The organism is Bacteroidales bacterium (assembly GCA_018334875.1).
GTDB lineage: Bacteria > Bacteroidota > Bacteroidia > Bacteroidales > UBA12077 > JAGXLC01.
This window is the reverse complement of record JAGXLC010000021.1, coordinates 1-22,619: the sequence shown is the minus strand read 5'-3', so window position 1 is coordinate 22,619 and position 22,619 is coordinate 1. Positions and strand designations below refer to the sequence as shown.

General features: G+C 42.3%; 20 protein-coding genes. 5 read left to right on the top strand and 15 right to left on the bottom strand.

Annotated elements, in window-relative coordinates; genetic code table 11:
- Positions 1 to 14 precede the first annotated feature (14 nt).
- The 4 genes from KGY70_03470 to KGY70_03455 all read right to left on the bottom strand — a co-directional run bounded on the left by KGY70_03470 (position 15) and on the right by KGY70_03455 (position 3,195).
- On the bottom strand, positions 15 to 992 hold the full coding sequence (locus KGY70_03470; protein MBS3774226.1) for a Gfo/Idh/MocA family oxidoreductase: 978 nt from the start codon (positions 990 to 992) through the stop codon (positions 15 to 17).
- A 197-nt stretch (positions 993 to 1,189) separates the two neighbouring features.
- Positions 1,190 to 1,468, bottom strand: coding sequence for an RNA-binding protein (locus tag KGY70_03465; GenBank protein ID MBS3774225.1), 279 nt, complete (start codon positions 1,466 to 1,468; stop codon positions 1,190 to 1,192).
- A gap of 147 nt (positions 1,469 to 1,615) precedes the next feature.
- Entirely contained in the window at positions 1,616 to 2,794 is a 1,179-nt protein-coding gene (locus KGY70_03460; protein MBS3774224.1) for a beta-lactamase family protein, read from the bottom strand.
- Positions 2,791 to 3,195, bottom strand: coding sequence for a hypothetical protein (locus KGY70_03455; protein ID MBS3774223.1), 405 nt, complete (start codon positions 3,193 to 3,195; stop codon positions 2,791 to 2,793). Before KGY70_03455 ends, KGY70_03460 begins: the two co-directional genes overlap by 4 nt.
- Positions 3,196 to 3,483: 288 nt before the next feature.
- Between KGY70_03455 and KGY70_03450 the strand changes: the two genes are divergently transcribed.
- Positions 3,484 to 4,182: a phosphatase PAP2 family protein gene (locus KGY70_03450; protein ID MBS3774222.1), complete on the top strand. Its 699-nt coding sequence runs from the start codon at positions 3,484 to 3,486 to the stop codon at positions 4,180 to 4,182.
- A gap of 148 nt (positions 4,183 to 4,330) precedes the next feature.
- Here the strand turns inward: KGY70_03450 and KGY70_03445 are convergent, their stop codons facing one another.
- The 8 genes from KGY70_03445 to KGY70_03410 form a co-directional block, all read right to left on the bottom strand.
- Positions 4,331 to 4,867, bottom strand: a complete 537-nt coding sequence (locus tag KGY70_03445) for a cytochrome c (protein MBS3774221.1) — start codon at positions 4,865 to 4,867, stop codon at positions 4,331 to 4,333.
- Positions 4,868 to 4,965: 98 nt separating this feature from the next.
- Positions 4,966 to 6,141: a PQQ-dependent sugar dehydrogenase gene (locus tag KGY70_03440; protein ID MBS3774220.1), complete on the bottom strand. Its 1,176-nt coding sequence runs from the start codon at positions 6,139 to 6,141 to the stop codon at positions 4,966 to 4,968.
- A 355-nt stretch (positions 6,142 to 6,496) separates the two neighbouring features.
- Positions 6,497 to 8,761, bottom strand: coding sequence for a TonB-dependent receptor (locus tag KGY70_03435; GenBank protein ID MBS3774219.1), 2,265 nt, complete (start codon positions 8,759 to 8,761; stop codon positions 6,497 to 6,499).
- A gap of 54 nt (positions 8,762 to 8,815) precedes the next feature.
- Positions 8,816 to 9,289, bottom strand: a complete 474-nt coding sequence (locus KGY70_03430) for a hypothetical protein (protein MBS3774218.1) — start codon at positions 9,287 to 9,289, stop codon at positions 8,816 to 8,818.
- Between the two features lie 241 nt (positions 9,290 to 9,530).
- On the bottom strand, positions 9,531 to 10,817 hold the full coding sequence (locus tag KGY70_03425; protein ID MBS3774217.1) for a Gfo/Idh/MocA family oxidoreductase: 1,287 nt from the start codon (positions 10,815 to 10,817) through the stop codon (positions 9,531 to 9,533).
- Between the two features lie 34 nt (positions 10,818 to 10,851).
- On the bottom strand, positions 10,852 to 11,322 hold the full coding sequence (locus tag KGY70_03420; protein ID MBS3774216.1) for a transposase: 471 nt from the start codon (positions 11,320 to 11,322) through the stop codon (positions 10,852 to 10,854).
- A 41-nt stretch (positions 11,323 to 11,363) separates the two neighbouring features.
- Positions 11,364 to 12,182: a ThuA domain-containing protein gene (locus KGY70_03415; protein ID MBS3774215.1), complete on the bottom strand. Its 819-nt coding sequence runs from the start codon at positions 12,180 to 12,182 to the stop codon at positions 11,364 to 11,366.
- A gap of 46 nt (positions 12,183 to 12,228) precedes the next feature.
- Positions 12,229 to 13,521 (bottom strand): Gfo/Idh/MocA family oxidoreductase, encoded by a 1,293-nt coding sequence (locus tag KGY70_03410; protein MBS3774214.1) that lies wholly within the window; start codon positions 13,519 to 13,521, stop codon positions 12,229 to 12,231.
- Between the two features lie 231 nt (positions 13,522 to 13,752).
- Here KGY70_03410 and KGY70_03405 point away from each other — a divergent pair, with 231 nt between their 5' ends.
- The 3 genes from KGY70_03405 to KGY70_03395 all read left to right on the top strand — a co-directional run bounded on the left by KGY70_03405 (position 13,753) and on the right by KGY70_03395 (position 15,807).
- Positions 13,753 to 13,911, top strand: coding sequence for a hypothetical protein (locus KGY70_03405; GenBank protein ID MBS3774213.1), 159 nt, complete (start codon positions 13,753 to 13,755; stop codon positions 13,909 to 13,911).
- Positions 13,892 to 14,518: an acetylxylan esterase gene (locus KGY70_03400; GenBank protein MBS3774212.1), complete on the top strand. Its 627-nt coding sequence runs from the start codon at positions 13,892 to 13,894 to the stop codon at positions 14,516 to 14,518. Before KGY70_03405 ends, KGY70_03400 begins: the two co-directional genes overlap by 20 nt.
- 68 nt (positions 14,519 to 14,586) lie before the next feature.
- Positions 14,587 to 15,807 (top strand): aldo/keto reductase, encoded by a 1,221-nt coding sequence (locus tag KGY70_03395; protein ID MBS3774211.1) that lies wholly within the window; start codon positions 14,587 to 14,589, stop codon positions 15,805 to 15,807.
- A 333-nt stretch (positions 15,808 to 16,140) separates the two neighbouring features.
- Here the strand turns inward: KGY70_03395 and KGY70_03390 are convergent, their stop codons facing one another.
- Entirely contained in the window at positions 16,141 to 17,091 is a 951-nt protein-coding gene (locus KGY70_03390) for an aldo/keto reductase (GenBank protein ID MBS3774210.1), read from the bottom strand.
- 240 nt (positions 17,092 to 17,331) lie between these two features.
- On the bottom strand, positions 17,332 to 18,972 hold the full coding sequence (locus KGY70_03385; protein MBS3774209.1) for a hypothetical protein: 1,641 nt from the start codon (positions 18,970 to 18,972) through the stop codon (positions 17,332 to 17,334).
- 405 nt (positions 18,973 to 19,377) lie between these two features.
- Between KGY70_03385 and KGY70_03380 the strand changes: the two genes are divergently transcribed.
- Positions 19,378 to 21,234: a transketolase gene (locus KGY70_03380; GenBank protein ID MBS3774208.1), complete on the top strand. Its 1,857-nt coding sequence runs from the start codon at positions 19,378 to 19,380 to the stop codon at positions 21,232 to 21,234.
- Between the two features lie 72 nt (positions 21,235 to 21,306).
- On the opposite strand, the gene KGY70_03375 is transcribed toward KGY70_03380, so the two are convergent.
- Positions 21,307 to 22,619, bottom strand: a 1,313-nt coding sequence (locus tag KGY70_03375; GenBank protein ID MBS3774207.1) for a PQQ-binding-like beta-propeller repeat protein, incomplete at its 5' end; no start/stop codon positions are given.

Here is a 22,619-nt window from a genome sequence, read left to right as displayed (position 1 = left end):
AAGATATGGTTTTTCTATTCAAAGGGATACTTCAACTTAATCTCTTTCCGGATGTGGTCCAGGGTTTCCATGTTTCTCAGGCTGATGCTGTAAGGAACGTGATTACTTTCTTTGGCATTTTGTTTGATAAGCTTGTTCATCTCCTCGATTTCATAGTTATATCCAATGGACTCCCTGGTATCTTTGTAACCGCTCTCTTTAAGAGGTGTTGTTAGCGTAGCATTTCTGGCTTTCCAAAAATGAGGAAGATAAATTCTTCCCCTGGTGCCGTATATATGGGCATCATGTGCGGTGGGATTCTTTGTTGAACAAATCAGTTGAGCAATTGCATTGTTTTTGTAGTTCAAATGCATGACTGTGGTTTCATCCACCTGGGTATCGCCGAAGTGTGCCATGGCTTGGATATTCTGTATCTCCTCATCGATCATAAGATTAGTCAGTGCCACCGGATATATTCCGAGGTCCAGCAGACCTCCGCCGGCAAGATGAGGATTGTTGATCCGGTGTTCGGGCGGAAAATCCATAAAGACTCCAAAATCTGCCTGAATCAGTGTGATTTCTCCGATCTCCCCCGAGCTGATCCATTTTTTTGCCTCCGCAACAGCCGGAAGCAAATAGGTCCACATGGCCTCCATGAAAAGGACATTGTTTTTTCGGGCCAAACCAATCATTTCTTTTAATTGGTCCATGTTTACAGCAGCCGGTTTTTCACAGAGTACGGCTTTATTATTCTTTATGGCCGATAAGGTGTTTTCGTAATGGAGATTGTGCGGTGTAGCAATGTAAACGGCATCTATCTCCTTATCTTCCATTAGCCTGTCATAGCCTTCATAAGCTTTTTCGATTCCGTATTCGTTTGCAAAGGATTCTGCCTTCTTTTTCGATCTGCTGGCTATCGCCGTGATCCGGCCATCATTCACGTGCGCATAATCCTTAACAAATTGAGTGGCGATAAAACCTGCTCCTATGATACCCCAGTTCGGTCCGTTCATAATGATTGTATTTTTAATTTATGAGTTCAGTTTAAAAAATCCAACTATACCCTATATTTTGCTGGCAAAAGATAAAAAAATCACAAGTATTGTGAAAGGAAATTGTTGTTTCTTTATTTAAGAGATTTCTAAACATAAAAAGAAGGCTGTCAATGAATCCATGACAGCCTTCTTTTTTGTTTTGGTTTGAAGTGTATCTAATTTCGGTTGAAATTACTCCTTCCACCTGAATCTTCTCTCGGCCTGGCTTTTTTTACGACGATATTGCTGTGGTCGTATTCACAACCGTCGAGTTCTTTGATGGCGCCCAGGGCTTCCTGATCGTTTTTCATTTCTACGAAACCAAATCGTTTGGAATTTCCTGTAAGTTTATCGTAGATAACTTTAGCGGATTCCACGTTTCCGTATTCTTCAAATAATTCTTGTAAGTCGTCGCCTGTTGTGGCGGAACTTAATTTTGCAATAAAAATGTTCATAATAAAATAAATAATGATAAAAAATTTGACATAAATTATAGAAATTGCAGGTAAGCGGATCTTATTAATGAGAAGCAAAACCAGAAGATCTATATAAACAGCAAAGCTAAACTTTTTTAAGAAGAAACAACCTCAAATGCTGTTTTTTTAGTAAAAGAATGAGAATACTTTGTTAATCAGGGTTATGTTGAGGTCGCACAGGTTGTATTGCTGACTGTTGCGATTTGTGTAGATGGCGAGAAACAGATCATCTTCGGGAATATAATGGCTTATACAACAAAAGCCCATGGTGCAGCCAGGATGACAGATCACTTTTTTGCCCTGTTTGTTATGAATAAACCATCCATAACCGGTATTGGCAAGTTCTCCATTCTTCAGTTTATAAGGCGTTAAGGCTTCTTCCAGAAGTTTTTTATCAATTATTTTTCCTTTGATTACCTGTTTGTAAAACTGATACAGGTCTTGGAGCCTGGCATTGAGTGCACCGGCCGAAAAAGCATACGCATTGGGAAGATAATATGCCTGGTACGGCCTGCTTGATTCCTTTGAAGGATCCTTATCATAGTAATGGCCGCCTGCATATTGGGCGTCGAATGTGCTGTCTGGATCCCGGAATGTAGTGTAATTCAGGTTTAGCGGTTCAATAATGTGGTTTCTGATATAGGTAAAGTAGCTGACACCGGAGACCTCTTCAATGATCAGCCCAAGTAAATAGTAGCTACCGTTGCTGTATTCCCATTCAGTCCCCGGCTGAGCGTGTGTATGCTTGGTTTTTAAATATTCCCGGACGCTTTGCCTGTCAATGTTCTGAAAATAATTCGCTCTTGAAAAGCCCTGATCGAAATGCTCAGCGATATTTTTTTCCATAAAGTGGATGGCATAGTCGGGGATTCCGGCAGTATGTGAGAGCAAATGCTTAATCTTTATTTCACTGCTATTGGGAAAATCCGGATAAAATTCGGAGAGGGAATCGTTCAGTGAAAGCTTTCTTTCTTCAACCAGATTGAGAATGCCAACGGCTGTGAACAGCTTGGTAACCGATCCTGTTTCAAATATCAGATTTCTTTTCAGAGGAATTTGTTCTTCAAAATGGGATACGCCGTAAGCGGTGTGGTATAGGGTTTTATCCTTGTGTACGACCAGGATTTCCAGACCTGGTAGGGAATCCCTGAAATTTTCATGGATAAATGCATCCAGTGAATCCTTTTCCCGTTTTGAAATGCTATAAAGGGAATCCTCTTGAAAGATTGTTTTTTGCGCATATGCAGGATTCCGTAAATTTAAAAAAGGAAATCCAATGATAAGAATCAGCAAAATGGTTTTCATTCTTCCTGCTCCTGAGATTGATAACTTTCAATATCTGTTTTTAAAGCTGCCCTGTCTTTTTTTCTGATTGACCTTAACTTAATCGAATGGCTGTTGTTCTGGTCTTTTATTTCAATCTGGTCTTTGTTATCGTTGAATTCAATCTGTGTTACCTGAGTAAGATCAAATTCTTTGATTTTAAAAACTGTGGAGTTGATCTTTAACCTGTTGTCTGTTATAATGGCATAAGGCACAAACAAGCCCCACAACCCCAGAAGCATAACCAGCAAGGCTATCAGGAATTTTATTCCGTCATACAGCCATATAAAGTTCTGAAGCCGGAATGTATCAATTACTACAATAAGTCCTACGATTAGAAGAATCGTGTAAATGTCTGTAGTTCTGTTATATTTTCTTTCCATAATTTTTTTTGTTTTATAAAATTAGCATTTCAAATCTTTATCTATATTTTCACAAGTTAATATAAATTTTCAGAATCACCAAAAGTGAGAGAAGAATTGGCAGACAAAAGAACATGATTTTTGTTTCATTTAACCCGAATAATTCAAGAATTATTCCTGTCTCCGACAGCGACTAAGGTTCACTAAAATTTTTTTCAAAAATTTAAGTTCACCTAAGTCGGGGTTAACCTGCATTTTATTCATATTTGTAAAAATTTATGAATAATCCAGGTTAATTTCAATTAATTTATGTTTAGGTTATTTAAAACGGTCGTTATTTTAGTTGTATTGTTTATCCCCTCTATTGCTGAGGCCCAGGAATCCTGGATAGACTCCACAGATAAAGCAGTTTTAAAAAATACCGGTGTTTCATCTGCATTTTTCTTCGCAACTGCCTTTACCATGGATGAGGCATTCAGGAATTTTGCGCTTTCCGGAAAGAATAATTTAATGGATAAGTACACCCATGCTGCCAATTATATGGGTAGCAAGAAAGTTGTGCTGCCACTTAATGCACTGGTTTATGCCGGAGGCCTTGTTTCCGGGGATCAGGACTTGCAGCAAACTTCATTCAATGCTTTTAAAAGTGTAATGGTTTCGGCTGGAGTTACCATTTCTATGAAGTATCTGACCGGCCGCAGCAGGCCATATACGAATGACGGAGCGTATTCATTCGATCCGTTTCCAAAAGACCAACATGCGTTCAGGGCATTGCCTTCGGGGCATGCTACATTGGCTTTTGCCTTTTTCACGCCTTTTGCCGAAGAGTATTCAAAGTGGCTTTATGCAATACCTTTTTCCGTAGGATTAAGCCGTATCTACAAGGATCAGCACTGGACTTCCGATGTTGTGCTGGGCTCAGCCATAGGTTTTCTTACCGGTTATTTTTTTCAGACGAAAAACCGGAATATCGAGGTTTCTTTAGATGGTATTGTAATAAAGTTCTGAGGAGATATATATTAAAAAGCCCTGATTTGTCATCAGGGCTTTTAAGTAAACCGGAGAAAGGATTTAAGTTTTAAATCCTTGTTTAGTTAAACAATCATTACAAATATGCAGAAAAGATGGCGGAATACCATATCATTTTTTAATATTTTTAATGACTCCATTGTTTTTCCCGGGGATTAATTGTAGTCTGCGCACTGTCATTTTCAGCTATTAAAAGGAGAGAGGGGAATAATTCGGTTTGCCACCTTCCGGTTGAATCCACTGCAACTTTAACTTTGGATGCATCTTCTTGCTTTTGTTTTACAAACAATTGATCCTGAAACATTACCTCTCCATGCAATATATTGTTGGTGCTGTCGTACCGGGTGATACATATAAAGGGTTCACCGGATCCAAGCGCATAATGATAGGCCGTCATAGCTTCCACATCTGCTTTGGAAGGTTTGAGAAAAGCCGGTCCACGCATCATTTCCCCGACAATTTTCCTAAGATCATTATATTCTCTGGATCCAAACCCTGAACCATAAAAGCTTCCATGGGGGCCATGGCATCTTGCACAATTCTTTTCAAAAGTTTGAACCGGTCCTGGATTAAGGGTTTTTAATGAAGGGTTGAACTGACCGGTTAATGCCATTAATAGAAGGGCTATACCTAATATAATAAGTAGATTCCGGAATAACTTCATGTTTGGTTTTATTATTTGTATTTCAAAATATTTAAAGATTAGTGCATATCCTTTTAAATCAAAAAAAAGCAAAAAAGGAAAAGGATAATTTCCCGCTTTTATTCTCCGGTATAGCTGAGCCGGTAAATGGTATTGCCCCAATCATCGGAGATGAACAACGATCCATTAGGTGCCACTACAACATCTACAGGACGTCCGAGGAGTTTTCTGTTTTCTCCGAGGAAATTTACATATTTTTTTTCACCCCATGGATGGCCATCTTCAAAAAATACATGAGTTACGCAATAACCTGCACGTTCTTCCCGATTCCAGGAGCCATGATAAGCAACAAATGCATCATTCTTATAGGATTCAGGGAATTGTTCTTCCGTATAGAAAGTCATGGCATTGGGAGCCCAGTGTGCACCTGTGTTCCATTCCGGCGGGATGGTTTTTTCCGCCAATTCCACAATATCATCCCGATCCATATATTCATAGCGGGGTACTTTATTGCCTGTAATAAAAGGATGGCCATAGTATCCCCCTTTTACATAATGGTTCATTTCACCCGGTGGATTCAAATTGGTGATGGGCTGGTTCTCTCCGGGAGCTTTTTCTTCCATAACACGTCCAAACCAATCGCTTCCGTGGTCCATCCCCCATATTTCATCAGTGCCGGGACGTATAATTAATTTTTCCGTATTGCGAAGACCGCTGGCAAAGAGTTGTTTATCCGTACCATCCAGGGCGAAGGACCAGATCTTCATTCGTTCTGTATCGCTCTCATCGGTGATGTTACCGCTGCATCCAATCTCCGTGTATATCCGGTTATTATGAATCAATACCGGTCTCCACCAATGTCCTCCTCCTTTGGGAAGTTTTCCTTCGGAGATCACTGTTATTTTTTCATCGGCTTTGCCATCACCATCGGTATCCCGTGCTTTGAAAATGGCTCCTGTTTCAGTGAACCATAACCAGCCATTTTTCCAGTCCATGCCATGAGCTGTGGAGTGACCGGTAACAAAATCAGTGACGGTCTCATAATATCCATCACCGTTCTGATCTTTGCAGGATACGATTTTTCCTGCCTCCGGAAGACTGACATATAACGTCCCTTTGTCATCAAACTGCAGGAAGCGCGGTTTTTCTATATCGTTCTGTACGATTTCCAGTTTAAAACCTTCCCGCACCCATATTCCTTGATCGGGTTGTTGTTGCTGACCATTTACAGGCATGGACAGCATTAATAAACTTAGGATAAAGGTTGCTAGCCCTATGGATTGTAAATAATTCATAAAGAGTATATTTTGAAGTTATGTGTCTAAAATTTAAAAATAATGATTCTGTCTAAAAAGCAATAAACAAGAGCGAAACCCTCTTGTTTTTTATGTCAGTTTGGATATATATAACAATTCATAAAATAAAAAGTTTGGAAGTATTATATGTGTGCATATTATTTCTCTGGTTATGGATCACATAGAGAAAATTCCTCTCAATTATAAAACAATAATTTCTGGAAAAATAAATTATTGTTGCTATATTGGGTCATAAATAATTAATAACTATGTTTTTTAAGCGGCTGTTCCTGGAAGAGGCCTACAATGTAGAGATACTTCCCAAAAATTAGTCAGTGGCATTATCAGTTTTTCATTAATCAAAGGAATAACGCACGGAAATACCTGCGAAATAATTTCTGGGCGCTGCCGGATAGTAATATCGCGGCGCTTCTCCTCCGTATGATGGGGCATTGATGAGTATCATGGAGGCGTAATGGTTGTCGGCCATATTGTTTATTCCTCCATATACATCGATCCACCAACGGGAAGCCACTGAACTCCTGAATCCCACTTTTAGATTCAGTCTGTTATAAGGTTCGGAAGAAAGGGTGTTGGCATCGTTCATAGGCATTTTATCCGCGATGAGCCAATGGGCTTCAAGGTAGCTCCCATAAGGCAAATCCGCATCAAGTTCAACGGATAACTTATTTTTGGGCACCCCTGGCAGGTAATTGCCGGAGTAATCACTTCCTTCATCCGTGAAGTCTGTAAATTTATAATTGGCATGGGTGTAGTTTATGTTTACGGTGCTGGTGATAAAGGAGTTCTGAAGCCACCGGATTCTGCTCATGGCTTCTATGCCATTGTGAAGCGTTTCTCCCGCATTGACCTTATAAAATTCATCTTCAGCCGGTCGTTTGGTGACTAAAAGGTCATTCACCGCAATGGAGTAAACTGATGATTTAAAAAATAATCTGTTATTCCAGTATCTTCCCCTTATGCCTGTCTCCCGGTTCCATCCGGTTTCCGGCTTGATGCTTCCATCGACAAATCCCCGGGCGTTTAGTGTTTCTTCATAAGAGGGTGCTGAAAAGCCATGGCTTAAAGAGCCAAACCAGATTAATCTGTCTGATAACTTGTAGGTCAGCGAGAAACGGGGAGATAGAACCCATTCATAATCCTTTTGGTCGGAATAGTCCATCTCATCTTCAAAGAGATCCTGATAGCTATAGCTGGTTCTATTGAGGTTGATGCCGGTGTGGATTCCTAAGTTACCATATTGAGCTTCTACCGTTTCAAAGAGGTTTTGCTGAAGCCTTATCTGGTGGTTTTTATTCAGCAGATCACCCTGGTTCCCTTCTGCCAGGGTTTCGTATACCTGCCAGTTGTATGATTCCCGGAAATATTCATATCCGGTTTGGGATGTCAATTGCCACTGACCCCAGGCTCCTTTCCATTCAAATAATGTTCTTCCACCTGCTGTCAGGGTCTGGTCATCGAGTATGTTAAAAGGTCTGATTTCCTTACCGTTGTAATGTTTGAAAAATACACTGGTTTCGTTATGGAAATTTTCATTTAGATCCATGTTGAATGATAATCCGTTAAGTATTTTACGGTAGTTTTCGTTTCCGTTGACCGATTTCCAGTTTTTAGCTGCTTGTCCGGGATTGTTCCGGAAAGTTTCCTCATTGATCGAGCTGGGTATATAAGCTTTTAGGTCATGAAAACGTCCCAGGTAAGTGACATCAATATTTTCTGTGATCTGATGCCTGACAATGCCGGTTAAGGCATCTTTCTTATAATTGTCATTTTCTCTGAATCCTTTGTCAATAAGCTTATTATAAGCCAGTTTTAAACCGGTCTGTTCATTTTTCCAGGTTAACCGGGTTGAATTCTTCAGCATATTAAAGGATCCCATGGTAACTTCCTGTCTTATTGAAGTTCCTGTGGTTGAAGGCAGCCCAACCCTGTATAGGATGGTACCGCCTAAGGGAGCTCCATAAACTGTAGAAGAAGGGCCTTTCATTACGGTAATACGGTCAACCATATCCAGATCAAGATCTTCAAGGTTGGTTTCTCCAATACCTGAAGTTATGGGAATGGCATTCAGATAGGCTTTGATCTTGGTGGTAGTATACATGCTTCTTGACCCTATCCCCCGCATGGTTATCCGGTTGGTATTTCGGGCTCCGCTATGCATATATATACCCGGTATACTGTTCAGGACCGGAACCGGGGAAGTAGCTGACAGGCTTCTTAACTGTTTGGCACTGATATAATCAAGGGCTCCTGATGAGTTAAACGCTTCTTTTGGGGTATGGTACCCCTGAATCACCACATCAGCCAATTCAATGTCCCGCGTTTTCATATTGATTAAAAGGAGGGTATCTGTATCGGTAATATGGTGCCTTTGGTTATGGTACCCCAGTCGTCTGAAAGTAATTGTATCGGATATTGCAGATTGGGGCAGGGTAAACCGACCGTTCGAATTGGTTGTGGTGATTAATTTTCCACTTTGAGTCAGCTCCACCTTTTCCAGTGGCAGATTGTTTTCTGCATCATATACTTTTCCTTTGATCTGCGCATGAACGGAAATTCCTGAAAACAATATGAAAACCGCGACTAAATATTTTTTCATAAGCACCGTTTTTAGAGTACTTATACAAAATAGCCGCAGTTTTGTTTTCTGCTTTTAGTTGTTGTTTTCTTCTTCCCTTTTGGCGATGGTGTCCATTAATCGGCCGAGCTGTTCGTTATATCTATCGCTGAATATATCCAAATCCCATTTGTCACCAATCTTTTTGGGTACCAGGTTTGATTTGTGGGCCTCATTGTTGTAATGAATTTGTCTGTTATAATTTTCAGACTTTAATGCTTTCAGATCATAGAAGTTCGAACGGATACTTGACAGAATGGTTATGCCCAGATCATCTTTGAGGTCTTGATTCTGTTCGGTGAGCAGTTCGTTTTCTTTATGCAGTTGCTCCATTTGTAGTCTCAGGGAATCATTACTTTCCGTCTGTTCCATATATTTTTCCCTCCAGAATTCCTTCTCACTCTCTTCAATGGAGTATATAACACCTCCTCCTATTAATATACCCAGTAAAAGGGAAGAAGCAAGTTTTATCCAGTGGGATTTGACGGTTCTCCGGAATTTTTTCAGCATAGTTGATTGTTATTGTTTGGTGTTGATGATTTGAATTTGATCAATTTTTTATTAGCCGTGGCTTATACGATCGCCAATATTACAAAAATAAACCGGAATTACCGGTTTATTTTTGTAATATTTTGCCATCGCTAAAAGAAACGTATAATTATAATAACGTTTGTGTTTTTATTCTATTGACTCATAAAAAGCAGCCGCAATGATTGGTTGAGGTAAACGGAAAATATACGCCCTGGCTCAATCAAAGCCTGTATCCATGCCTGTATTCCCTGTGATAATATTTTTCAGCTTCAGGATCGTTTACAAAGTATTGTTTATGCGGATCCCATTCGACAGGTCTTCCCAGTTCATAGGATATGAGTCCCAATAAACATGTTGTACAGGTTCTGTGGCCCGTTTCAACAGGAACAACAGGGTCCTTGCGGTTTCTTAGGGCATAGATGAAATTTTCCCGATGCGACAAACTCATTTCGTAAGGCTGATCTCCTTCTTTTTCTTTTTTATTGGAAGGAAGCAGAGCCTTGTCGGATGCATCTATAAACCCACGGGCGACTTCTATCCAGCCGTCTGAACCCTGGAATCTCACGCCTTTTCCTTTTCCGGATTTGATCATTTCAACTCCATTGTCATAAACGTATGTTAGATGTTCTGTTCCATTATAACCCGGTGGGATGGTCTTAACAGGTCCACCTTTTCCGATGGCCCATTGTCCGATGTCGAAATGGTGGGCACCCCAGTCAGTTATATGACCTCCGCCTGTTTCTTTGTACCACCGCCAGGCACCCCAAAGCGATTCATCTTTAGGGGGATCCAGTGAAATCGGCGGAGCCAGTTCGTGATTATAATGCACATAGGGATTGGGCCCGAGCCACAGTTCCCAATTGAGGTCCGCAGGTACTGGCTCAATCGGCAAATCATAAGGTTCGGGAAAATCTCCTATATTGATATCGATCTTTTGCAGTTGCCCGATGGCTTCTTTTCTTACCATTCTGACAGCATGCCGGAAATTAGAGTCAGACCGCTGCTGGCTTCCTACAGCCAATATCCTGCCGTTGCGGCGAACGGCATGAATCACTTTTTCTCCTTCTTTAATGGTGAAGGTCAGTGGTTTTTCCAAATAGACATCTTTTCCCGCATTGCAGGCATCGATGGTGGTCAATGCATGCCAATGATCCGGGGTAGCATTTACCACCGCATCGATATCCTTCCGTTCAAGAAGATCTTTATAATTTTCATACGTAGTGATATCCGAATTCATTCCCTGTTCATAGTAATACTTTCTCATACGGTGCTCAAAACGTTTTCGTTTGATACCATATACGTCAGCACCGGCTACGATTTTCACACCATCTATTGCTCTGAATTCATTCATCAGGAACATGGCCTGCCGGCCCAGGCCAATAAACCCAAGACGGATTGTGTCATTTGGAGAAGATTTAAAGCCGCTCAACAAAGGGAGCGATAACAATCCGGCTGTTCCAACAAGTGATTTTTGTAAAAAACTGCGTCGTGAGATGTTGTTTTCCATAATTAATTTTAATATTGAATTTTAACGTTTTATATTAATTATAAGCGTCCTCATCAAGATCTTCCGGTTTATCTCCGTCGTATTTCAGTTGATATTCTTCGATGAGTTTTTGAAGCTCTTCATCGGTTGAAAGGGAAAGATGTATCTCTTCCTGGCATTCTATATATTCCTTATGTTCTCCGATTTCCTCTCCACCAATGGTGAAGGCATAATAAGTATTTTTCCAGGCAAACCGTTTTTCGGGCAAAAGGTGATTGTTGAGTGACCATGCAGAACTTAAACGTACCCGCTTTAACAATTCATCCAGACTGATGGAGGGATCTTGTTTGAACAGGATATGTACATGATCTGCCTGGCCGTTTATTGCCAGAACTTTTGAATTAAGATTTTCAAAAGATTGCCTGACATATTGGAATTGACTAGAAAGCCTTTCCTGTGGTAGTTTCCAGCTTTGTTTATCCACAACCAATATGGCATGAAGGTAAACTTCAGAATGAATGTGCATGATTCCTTAAATTTATAGCAGCCTTATTATGTCTTTATCCATTATCCGTAAACCGGCGTGATCCATTTTTCAAAATCCATGTATTTGCTTTCTGCAGCCCATCTGAAACCCCGCTTTTGAATTTCCAGGGCCTCAGGCACATCAAAATCGTCAACCACATGTCCCAATGTAGAATAAAATACTCTGCCCTTGCCATAATACTTTTTCCAGACTACCGGCATCACGCATCCGTCTATCCATGAAGCATGTTCGCCGGTATAGGTTGTGGTTGCCAGTACCTTGACGTTGGGGTCTAAATGCATGTAATACTGCTCTGAATGCATGTCGAAATCCTGCAATCCTTTGGATATCGGATCTTCATGGTCTGTAATGTTGACCCTGTAATCAATTACGCCACCCGGATGGGCGACCCACTGGCCACCTACCATAAACTGATATTCCACACGGGTTCTAAAGGCATCACCAAGGCCACCGTGCCAACCTGCCAGACCGGTTCCGTTTTTTATGGTTTTCAGCAACATATTTTCCTGGTCCCCGGTGATATCGCTCATGGTCATGATCTGTACGATCAGGTCGACCGAGGACATGAGCTCCTCATCAAGGTAGCTGTCCAGGGTATCGGAAACCGTCACTTCAGCTCCCTCTTCGCGCATCAAGGGTACAAAAAGGTCGGTGCATTTTTTGGGATCGTGTCCTTCCCATCCGCCGTATACCCATAACACTTTTTTCCCTTTAAGCGTGGGTTCCCTTTTGATCACTGAGGGATTGGCAAATAATGAATTTTTCATAACAAGTGTTCCGGCACCTGCTGCAGCCACTGTTTTAATAAATTTTCTGCGGGAAAAGGAATTATTTTTCATTGTTAATCATTTTTGTTTTTTAACATCAATCTTCATCTTGTTTAAATCAGAGCCTGTACCCGTCCCGGTAATCCCTGTGATAATGTTTTTCAGCTTCCGGGTCATCCACAAAATACATGGTCGTTGGATCCCATTTAACAGGTCTTCCCACCCTGTTTGCTATAAGACCCAACAGGCATGTTGTACAGGATCGATGTCCGATCTCTACCGGAACGATGGGATCCTTCCGGTTTCTTAAAGCGTGTATGAAATTCCCGAGGTGAGAAAGTCCCATTTCATAGGGTACATCTCCTTCTTTTTCTTCCTCTGCTGAGGGCATCAATTCATTGTCTGATGCATTGTATCCCGAACGGTCCACTTCGATCCATCCGTCGGAACCCCAGAATTTTACACCCTTTCCTTCCTGCCATTCCTCATTGACCATTTCTACGCCATTGTCATACACATAGGTCAGGTGCTCCGTTCCGTTGTATCCCGGGGGAATGATTTCAACCGGACCACCTTTAGCGATCCCCCACTGGCCGATATCGAAGTTATGGGCACCCCAGTCGGTTATAAAGCCGCCGCCTGTTTCCTTGAAGTATCGCCATTTAGCCCAATAGCTTTCGTTTTGGGGCGGATCAAGAGATATGGGCGGGGCGAGTTGGGGATTGTAATGAACATAAGGGTTGGGTCCCATCCAAAGTTCCCAGTTTAAATCACGTGGCACCGGCTTTAAGGGTAAATTATACGGATCGGGAAAAGGTCCCACGTTGGCGCTTACCTTTTCCAGTTTCCCAATGGCGCCTTTGTGAACCATTTTTACAGCATGCTGAAAATTCGGATCTGAACGCTGCTGGCTACCTACTGCCAATATCCTTCGATGGTTCCGTACTGCGCGCACAACTTCTTTACCTTCCTTAATGGTGAAAGTCAAAGGCTTCTCCAGATAAATGTCTTTCCCGGCCTTACAAGCATCAATTGTGATCAATGCATGCCAGTGATCAGGCGTGGCAATTACTACGGCATCAATATCCTTACGGGCCAGAACATCCTTGTAATGCTCATAAGTGGTAATATCCGTATTTTCTCCCTTTTTGAAATAATAATCTCTCAGGATTTTTTCAGCCCGCTTTCGTTTGATGCCATATACATCGGATACGGCAACAACTTTCACTCCATTCATCTGCATGAAATTACGCATCAGACCAGTTCCCTGTCGGCCAAGACCTATTACTCCGAGGCGAATGGTGTCGTTTGGGGAATACCTGAAACTGCTCATCATTGGAAGTGCAAACAATCCGGCAGTTCCAACAAGAGATTTTTGTAAGAAATCGCGTCGTGAAATACTGTTTTTCATAGCTGTAAAATTAGGTTAGACAATGTTAATATTTTTATTGCAATATATTTATTATGAGTTTCTTTAGGTGACCATCCAATAAATTAAATTATTCTCCCAAACATAATTGATTATTTTTAGAATCGCAAATCGGTTTCTTTTGTACTTCATTTCATTCTTTGCATCAATTACAAATAAATGAATTTTGTATTGTCAGGAAAAATTTCTATATCGACCGAAAAATCAAAACTTATGAAGAACTTTAAACTCTTTAATTATTTGTTATTAACCATAGTGATTGGTTTTAACGTTAATATTGTTGCTCAGGACAATATGTTATGCATGGGTCATCACTGGAGTGAAGACAAGGCCAACCGGATGATGAAACAATTTGAAAATAACTTGGGATGACAGGGAATCCTGGGAAAAACGCGCAGAAATGATCAAAAGCGGAATTATTAAGGGAATGAAGCTGGATCGAATGCCTGATATTGAAGGGCATTTTAATGCAAGAATTACGAATACCCGGGTATTTGATGGCTATATTGTGGAAAATATTGTAATCGAAAGCTTTCCCGGGTTTTATATTACCGGTAATTTATACAGGCCGGAGGACGGGGAAGGGAAGCAAGCTGGCATTCTAAGCCCTCATGGGCATTGGCAGGAAGAGGGCAATTACGGACGTTATCGTCCGGCCATGCAAAAACGATGTGCCACACTGGCCAGGATGGGTTCAGTGGTATTTGCCTATGATATGGTGGGCTACGGAGACAATGATCAGGTGTCTCATGATATTCCTGTAGCAATGCTTCTTCAGACCTGGAACAGCCAACGGGTCTTAGAGTATTTATTATCCAGGTCCGATGTGGATAATAACAGGATCGGAATGACGGGGGCTTCCGGCGGGGGAACACAAACCTTTCTTTTAACAGCCATTGATGAACGGATAGATGTTTCTGTGCCGGCTGTTATGGATTATCTGGAGCAGTTTATGGAGCTGGAGGAATTTCGGAATTGAATATCTTTAATTTTGGTTTTTGCTATGTTTTTATTAAGTTCGCAAAAATCAATCAAAAAGAGAAGCCTATGGATAAGAGTGCTTTTAACAGACGAACGTTCCTGAAAACATCCCTTCTGGGAACGGCAGGTACCCTTTTCGGTAATCGTTTAATGAGTGGCGGTAAAGATCAGTCCCTGCAATTGGCAGGGAAGACGGGTAAACAGGTGCGGAGAAAACTCGGCAATACGGGAATAGAGTTGCCTGTGGTAAGTTTCGGTGTGATGCGTGCAGACAATCCGAATCTTGTGAAAGCTGCAATGGATGCAGGGGTTGAACATTTTGACACAGCCTATAAATATCAAAACGGCAACAATGAGAAGATGCTGGGAGAGGTTTTAAAGGATTATCCCCGTGATTCATTTACAATTGCCACCAAGGTTCCTGAACCCGGGAAGGAGAAAGATGAGGAGACCGGCGAGCTGGTTCCGGGCTTTTCAAAAAAATACTTTATGGAAACGTTGGATACCAGTTTGAAAAGGCTGCAAATGGATTACGTGGATATTCTTTATTTACATTCCCTCTCCATGCGGGAAACCGTTCTATATGAACCCATTTTGGATGCTCTGCAAACTGCAAAAAAACAGGGTAAAGCCAAACATATAGGTTTAACTACCCACAGTAATGAAGACGAGGTAATTAAGGCTGCTACGGATAGCGGTGTGTACGAGGTTGTGCTTACTGCAATTAATTTCAAACAAAGCCACAGAGAAAAGGTTCTTCAAAGGATTGAAGAAGCCTCCAAAGCCGGTTTGGGTATAATTGCCATGAAAACCATGGCAGGCGGAAAAATAGGAAAAGGTAAGAATCAAAAGATGAAGTTTCAGGCAGCCCTTAAATGGGCACTCAATAATCCCCATATTCATACTTCCATCCCTGGTATTACTGCTTTTGAGGAACTTCAGGAAAATATGGCGGTAATGGATGATTTGAATCTTAACAATGAAGAAAAAGATTTTCTGCTTTATGCTTCATCTCTGGAAGGGCTCTATTGTGACGGATGCAAGCAGTGTACGGAAAAATGCCGGAAAGGCCTTCCCATTCCCGATATGATGCGTGCATATATGTATGCTCATGGGTACAAGGAAACACTGAAGGCCAAAGAGGAACTTTCCGAAATCGGGATCAGCGAAAATCCCTGTAAGGATTGCAGCGATTGTACTGTGAATTGTCCAAAGGGATTCGATGTTCCCGGAAAAATAGCAGACATATCCAGAATAACCCACGTGCCTGATGACCTGTTGGTATAATCTGTCAGATAGGTCAATCAATCACTAAAAAAGATAATCGATTATAGAGTATTTGTCCATAAAGTCAAAGAGATTTGAAAGAGTCTTGTCTAGAATGTTCGCTGGCAAGGCTTGCGAGTTTTGAATGCCAGTGTAGAGACGTACGGCCGTACGTCTCTACCAGATGTAATCGACTGGCATGAAAAACGAGCGTAACGCAGCCAGCGGATATTATAGACAGACTCTAAAGAGGCAACCTCATGTGGGGTTGCCTCTTTTATAGGAAGTGTATGTATTTTAATCATTCTTTTCCTGACCGCACTAGGATTAGTTTTTAGTCATCTGTGAAACCTTTTAGGCTTTGAAAATTGGGTCTGTAACCCTCGCAATGTCCTGTAGTTGTTTATCCTCTTTTTCATTTAATTGTGCATAATTGCCGGCATGTTCGATGGCACGGAACAGGAACTTGCTGTCTCCCGGAGGAATTGCAGCGGTGATGTCTTTCGAAAGTGTAAATCGCAATGCTTTGTCAGACAAGCTTGTGTTTTCCAAAGGCATGTACCATATGTTTTTATACAGTTTATCCTGCCCATCTGCCAGGCGTGTTTTGGCCATAGATTTTAGCGCCAGTATCCCCATGTTTTTCTCTTTGGCTTTTTCGTAGGCTTTTGGACCGAAATTGCCATTATACCAGCAGACGAAGTTCAAGGGAAACAGGATGGTATCAAAATCATATTGTTCCATTGCATAGACTGCTGCTTCCTGGGAATGAGCCGAAAATCCAATATAACGGATTTTGCCTTCCTTTTTGGCTTTTTCGAATACCTCGATGGCTCCATTCGGTGCAAGTGCTTTGTCTACATCTTCTTTGCTGGAAATGGCATGCAATTGATACAGATCGAAATGATCGGTTTTTAATGCCTTAAGTGATCCATGCAGCTCTTCTTCAGCCTCTTTCTTGTCCCATTTTCCCGTTTTACAGGCCAGGAAACAATCTTTTCTATAGGGTTCGAGTGCAGGCCCCATTAAATCCTGAGCATTTCCATACGTCGGAGCCACATCAAAATAATTGATCCCTGCATCCACTGCCTTAGCTATGGCCTCATTGGCGAATTTCTGGCCATTGTCGTTGAGCAGGATACCGCCGAAACCAATCATCGAAAGCATATCTCCTTTATTGGCCAGTTCTCTCTTGGGTACCGGAAGATTTTGCTTTTGTTTTCCTTTTGAAAATACCCATGAGAAGGGTAAACTGGCTAATGCACTGCTGATGGCTATGTTTCTTAAAAATGTTCTTCGTTTCATAATAATCTGGATTTTAAAAGTTAATAAACATGATGTATTTTTTCTGATCTTCTTAAAAAGAATAGGGAATCTTCTCAAAAATAAAATTTTATTGGGAAAGATCCAACTTTTGAATATATTTTTATGATTGTATGTTTATTCGGGGAGTTGCTGTATCCGGAAAATTTTCAGGGATTAATAAAAAAAGCCTTCCCGGAATAAATATCCTGAGAAGGCTTTTTTAGTAAAATTAGATATCCCTTATCCTTTCAGTATTTGTTTTGCCTTTTCGTCATTGGCATCAGTCATAAAAGGTATGCCTGTTACTTCTTCGGTTTCCCTGTTGGAAGCAATCAGATCATTTCTATGAATTTCATCCAGGTTGAATTTTCTGGCTCCGGCCATCAACTGCTGGAGTCCGCCGGTAAGCTTGTCTGCATATCCATACATGGCTATTGCTCCGTAGGGTATTTTTTTGAGTTCATCTTTTCCTACTTTTTCTTTGACAGGTTCCCAGCCCGCAAAGATCTCTTCGGGGTATTTCCCTATTTTCGCCACGTTTACAGGGAGTTCTTCCCAGTGACCATGTAGCTCGTGCCGGCGTTCGGGTTTGAATACACCCTCAATATTGCTTCCCAAAAATCCGGGTATCATGGCTGAGCGTCCGAGGCATACCATCTTGGTAAATGGTGAGCCCAATGCTATGGCTTTAAAAATATGGTCTTCCCGGGCAAATCCTCCGGCAAAGGAAAGATCGGGCACTTTCATTCCTTTTTCTTCCAGCAGACGGGAATATTCGTATGCTTTAGCATGAAGGGCCACAGAAGGAATACCCCAGTGTTGCATCATGTTCCAGGGGCTCATACCTGTTCCGCCGCCGGCTCCGTCAATGGTGAGCAAGTCCAGTTTGGCATCTGTAGCATAACGTATGGCCATAGCCAGTGCTTCCATATCATAGGCACCGGTTTTTAGTGAGATCCGGTTGAAACCAAGTTTTCTCAGGTAAGCAACAGAATCCATGAAGGATTTCCTGACCTGCTCGGGATCATTGGCTTCGGTTGCACCAAGCCTGCTGTGACGGGCAAAAGAAGTAATGGCCCTGGACTCGAATGCTGTTTGTACCGTGGGATCATAGGGATCGGGATCAACCAGGTAACCGCGGTCTTTCAGGAACTGAGCATATTCAATGCTGTTTACCTGAATCTCACCCCCAATATCTTTTGCTCCTTGTCCCCATTTCAATTCTATGATCACATCATTTCCATAGTTTTCAATGATATATTCGGCAACACCGTTGGCTGTGTCTTCCACATTCAATTGTACAATGATGGCTCCATAACCGTCATAGAACTTCTTATAAGTCTGAATTCGCCGGTCCAGCTCAGGTGCTGCGGCAATTTTTCCTCCTTTAAGTTCAGATTTTTTGTCAACTCCCACAACATTTTCCCCTACAACAAGAGGAATGCCACATAAGGCTGCACCTATGGCAAATGATTCCCAATATTTGGCTGCGATAAATGTTGAACCCAATGCACCTGTCATAATTGGCATACGGGTTTTGGTCTTTACTTCATTCCCAAATGAAGATTCCACATTTACATTGGTGAACAGGCAATCATCCGGTTTGTTGGTTAATGGAGGTTCCACTCCATTCACTCCATATGCATAGCCATGAATCCTAAGGCCATGATAGCTAATGCCTACTGAAGAAACATTGTTGGCACCGGCTGTGGATTTCCCAAAATCTCTCGGATAAAGCATTTTTCTTCCCTGGAGGGAAGCCATCCAGGTTTCACATTTTCCTTTACAATCGGAAGTACATAAGGTACATAAACCTGATTCGGCTGGAATTCCACGGTTTAACGTTCCGAGTGCGTCGTTGTTTTTCGGCCATTGAAGCATAGACAATAGTTTTTATGATTTATAATTGAATATTTATTCAGTTTGCAAAGGTTTAAAAATATAGGGGATTGCCAAAAAAATATACAAAAAATATATATCCCCTTCTATTTTGAAGATATTTTAATGGATTAATGTTTTAAAAATAAATTTTACCCCTTAAATTTTTAGGGGTATAACAAAAAAATATTTATGACCGTAAAAGATAAGATGGAGTGTATAGATTGTATAAATATGCTATGGGTTAACAAATCCGTTTTGTACTTGTTTATTTAATTACCTGACAATAGATTGTTAAAAAATTCCTGTAATTTTTTTAAATTTATTGCCCTGCTAATTGGGGTTATTTTTTTTGGATATACCAATTTAAAGGGAATTACACAATTGTAGAACCTAAAAGATTGCATTATGAAAGCACGTAACGAATTTTTAAAGGATAAAGCAGAACGGATTCGTCTGAAATCATTGGAAATGACTACTCGTGCCGGATCTGGTCATCCTACCACCGCAATGTCGGCGGCAGAGATTTTTAGTGTTCTGTATTTTGATCAGATGGTTTATGATCCTGAAAATCCGAATTCTCTGGAAGGTGATGATTTTGTATTGTCCAAAGGTCACGGAGCACCGGGGTTATATGCCACAATGGATGAGGCAGGTATGCTCAAAGATCAGGACATAATGAGTCTGCGGGAATTCGACAGTATCCTGGAGGGTCATCCTGTTCCCAAACTGGCGGGTGTTCGTCTGGCTACAGGCTCCCTCGGACAAGGATTAAGCGGAGGACTCGGCTTGGCTATGGCCATGAAAATGGACTCCATTGACCGATATGCCTATGTGCTTATCGGAGATGGTGAAATGGCAGAAGGCAACGTTTGGGAAGCCATGCTTCTGGGTTCGGCCCTGAAGCTGGACAATGTTATCGGAATTGTTGATATTAACCGTTTGGGTCAAAGCGGCCCTACCATTTATGAATGGAATATTGAGGAATACCAGAAAAAGGCAGAGGCATTTGGCTGGCATACACAAACCATAGATGGCCATTCCATAGAAGAAATCATTGAAGCTGTTGAAGCTGCCAAAAAAGATCCCAGACCCTCCATGATCCTCGCACAAACTGTAAAAGGTAAAGGCGTGGATTTTCTGGAAAATGCCGACGGACGACACGGGCAAGCCGTATCTGAGGATGAATTGGTGAAAGCCAGAGAACAGATCAAAAAGCGTTTACAAACCGTAGACTATAAACCGGATAATCAGACCAGTTTATCACCGCTTCCCTCAAAGGATGAAGGCAAGATAGAGATTGATCCTCAATATCAGAAAGGTGATAAAGAAGCTACACGTACTGCTTTTGGAAACGCTGTAAAAAAACTCGGTGAACAGGATAAGCAAATAGTGGTGCTTGATGGAGATGTGAAGAACTCTACCCGGACTAAATTTTCTTTTGATAGTTTTCCTGATCGGTCTGTTGAGTGTTACATTGCCGAGCAAAACATGATTGGTTTCGCAGCAGGGCTGCAGGCACGCGGTAAAAGACCGTATGTGGCTACTTTTGCTGCATTTCTTACCCGTGCCCACGATCAGATCCGTATGGCCTCTTATTCTCAGGCAGATCTGAAGGTATGTGGAACCCATACCGGCGTATCCATTGGTGAGGACGGTCCCTCCCAGATGGGACTGGAGGATCTGGCCATGATGCGATCATTGTATGGCAGCATAGTGCTTTCCCCTTCGGATGCTGTTTCGGCTGAAAAGCTGACCGCTGCCATGAATACATATCAGGGAATATCTTATTTGCGGGCTCTTCGGCCTAAAACTCCTGTAATTTATGACTTATCAGAGGAGTTTGAGATTGGAGGATCAAAGCTACTGAAGCCATCCGGAGACAATTCCGCAATGATTCTGGGAACCGGCATAACTGTAAATGAAGCGCTTAAAGCCAGGGAGATTCTGCAGGAGGAAGGAATTTCAGCAGGCGTGATGGATATTTATTCGTTGAAGCCCATCGATAAGGAAGGTATACTTGAAGCAGTTCAGAATGCCTCCTTCATTCTTACAATAGAGGATCATTATCCTGAAGGAGGAATGGGTGAAGCTGTGGCAGCAGCAGTTGGTCAGAATATTCCGGTATATTCTCAGGCTGTAACAAAACTGCCGCATTCGGGCAGCTCGGGTGAGCTTATGTCAGAACAGGGAATTGATGCGGAAGGAATAGCTGAACGCGTTCGGCAACTGATTAAATCCGAAAATAAACAGGGAGTGAAGTAATTTGAGCTTCCTTCTAACTTCCAAGAATTTTTGGGATGAATAAAGGGGAGATATGCCTTCTCCCCTTTATTTTTACTTTCCAAAACATTGAATTGTTCCGTCGACGGTTGCCATAAACAGCCGGTTTTCCGCTGCTATCAGCCCGTCGAATTCAGGTGGAGCATCCAGTTTATAGGTTGCCAGTTTCTCTCCTGAAGAGGATAACACTTGTAAATAGCCCCCATTTCTACCCCGGAAGGTAGCAAGCGGATCTTCCGGATCAATAGCATCAGGCGGGCCGGCAACATACAGACGGCTGCCGGCAAGAGCCATGGCCCTTGTTCTTATGGATATCCGCTGAGACCACCGGGGAGCTTTAGGTCTTGTCAGTCCGGGCCCTTTTTCATAATTCACGGCCGGATGCCGGAAAGATCCCAGTTCATCTTTGGCTACTGTTTCCGTGATATCGGGAAGCCACTGAACCGGGTTGGGTTGTCCTTCCTCTCCTACCAGCATGGGTTCGGTGTCATTGTTATCGGCATACAGTAAATTTCCCTGCCCGTAAACATGCAGGGGGCTGTGGTCCGATATCCGGTCATAGTGTTTGCTGGCATAGGTAACCGAATCGTTGAATACCATTATGGAGCCACTTTTCGGGGCCTGGTGGGTAAAATAGAAGCCCGGCCACCGTGCGGAGTGCATCCAGTATCTCCGGTCCCACCGGGAATCATCAAGCAGGCTGGTATTGGAAAAAAGGTGCATCCCCACATTCCTGTCCCCGAGTTTGGTTTTTTTCCTGGTTTTTTGTTGATTCAGTTGTTTGTCGAATTTGGCCCGTCGCAGATAAATATGGTCCTCTCCGCTTACAAGAATATCAGATCGAAAACCCTCCAGTTCAAAAGGATGGCCTCGTTCTTCAGGCAGGTTGGGGCGGGGTGTTTCCAGATGCTTTTCGTGAAGTTTTTCCCCGGTTTGGGGATCGAGCCCGTAGAGGTACATTCCTCCGTCAATATGGGAGGAGCGGCCGGCAAGGAAATAGGCCACACCGTCTTTTACCAGCACGCTTCCGTGTACGGGCCAGGAGGACTCAAGCCGGCCGAAAGAAACAATCCGCCGCTCATGAGGCGCACCCCGGAACCGCCATACCAGGCTGCCGTCGGATGAGCTCAGGCAGTACACCCAGCCGTCGGCGGCGCCGAAAAGAAGCAGCCCCCTGTAGTAGGTGGGAGAAGAATCCACTTTTCCTCCGGCCGTGAATGACCATTCGATGTCGCCGGATTGGCTGTCCAGGCAATAAATCCGGTGCGAGTTGATCTGAGAGACATACAGCTTGCCGCCTGCCACAACGGGCTGTGTCAGTTTTCCACCCAGATCGGTCTCCCATTGGTTTGTCAGGTCTTTCGGCA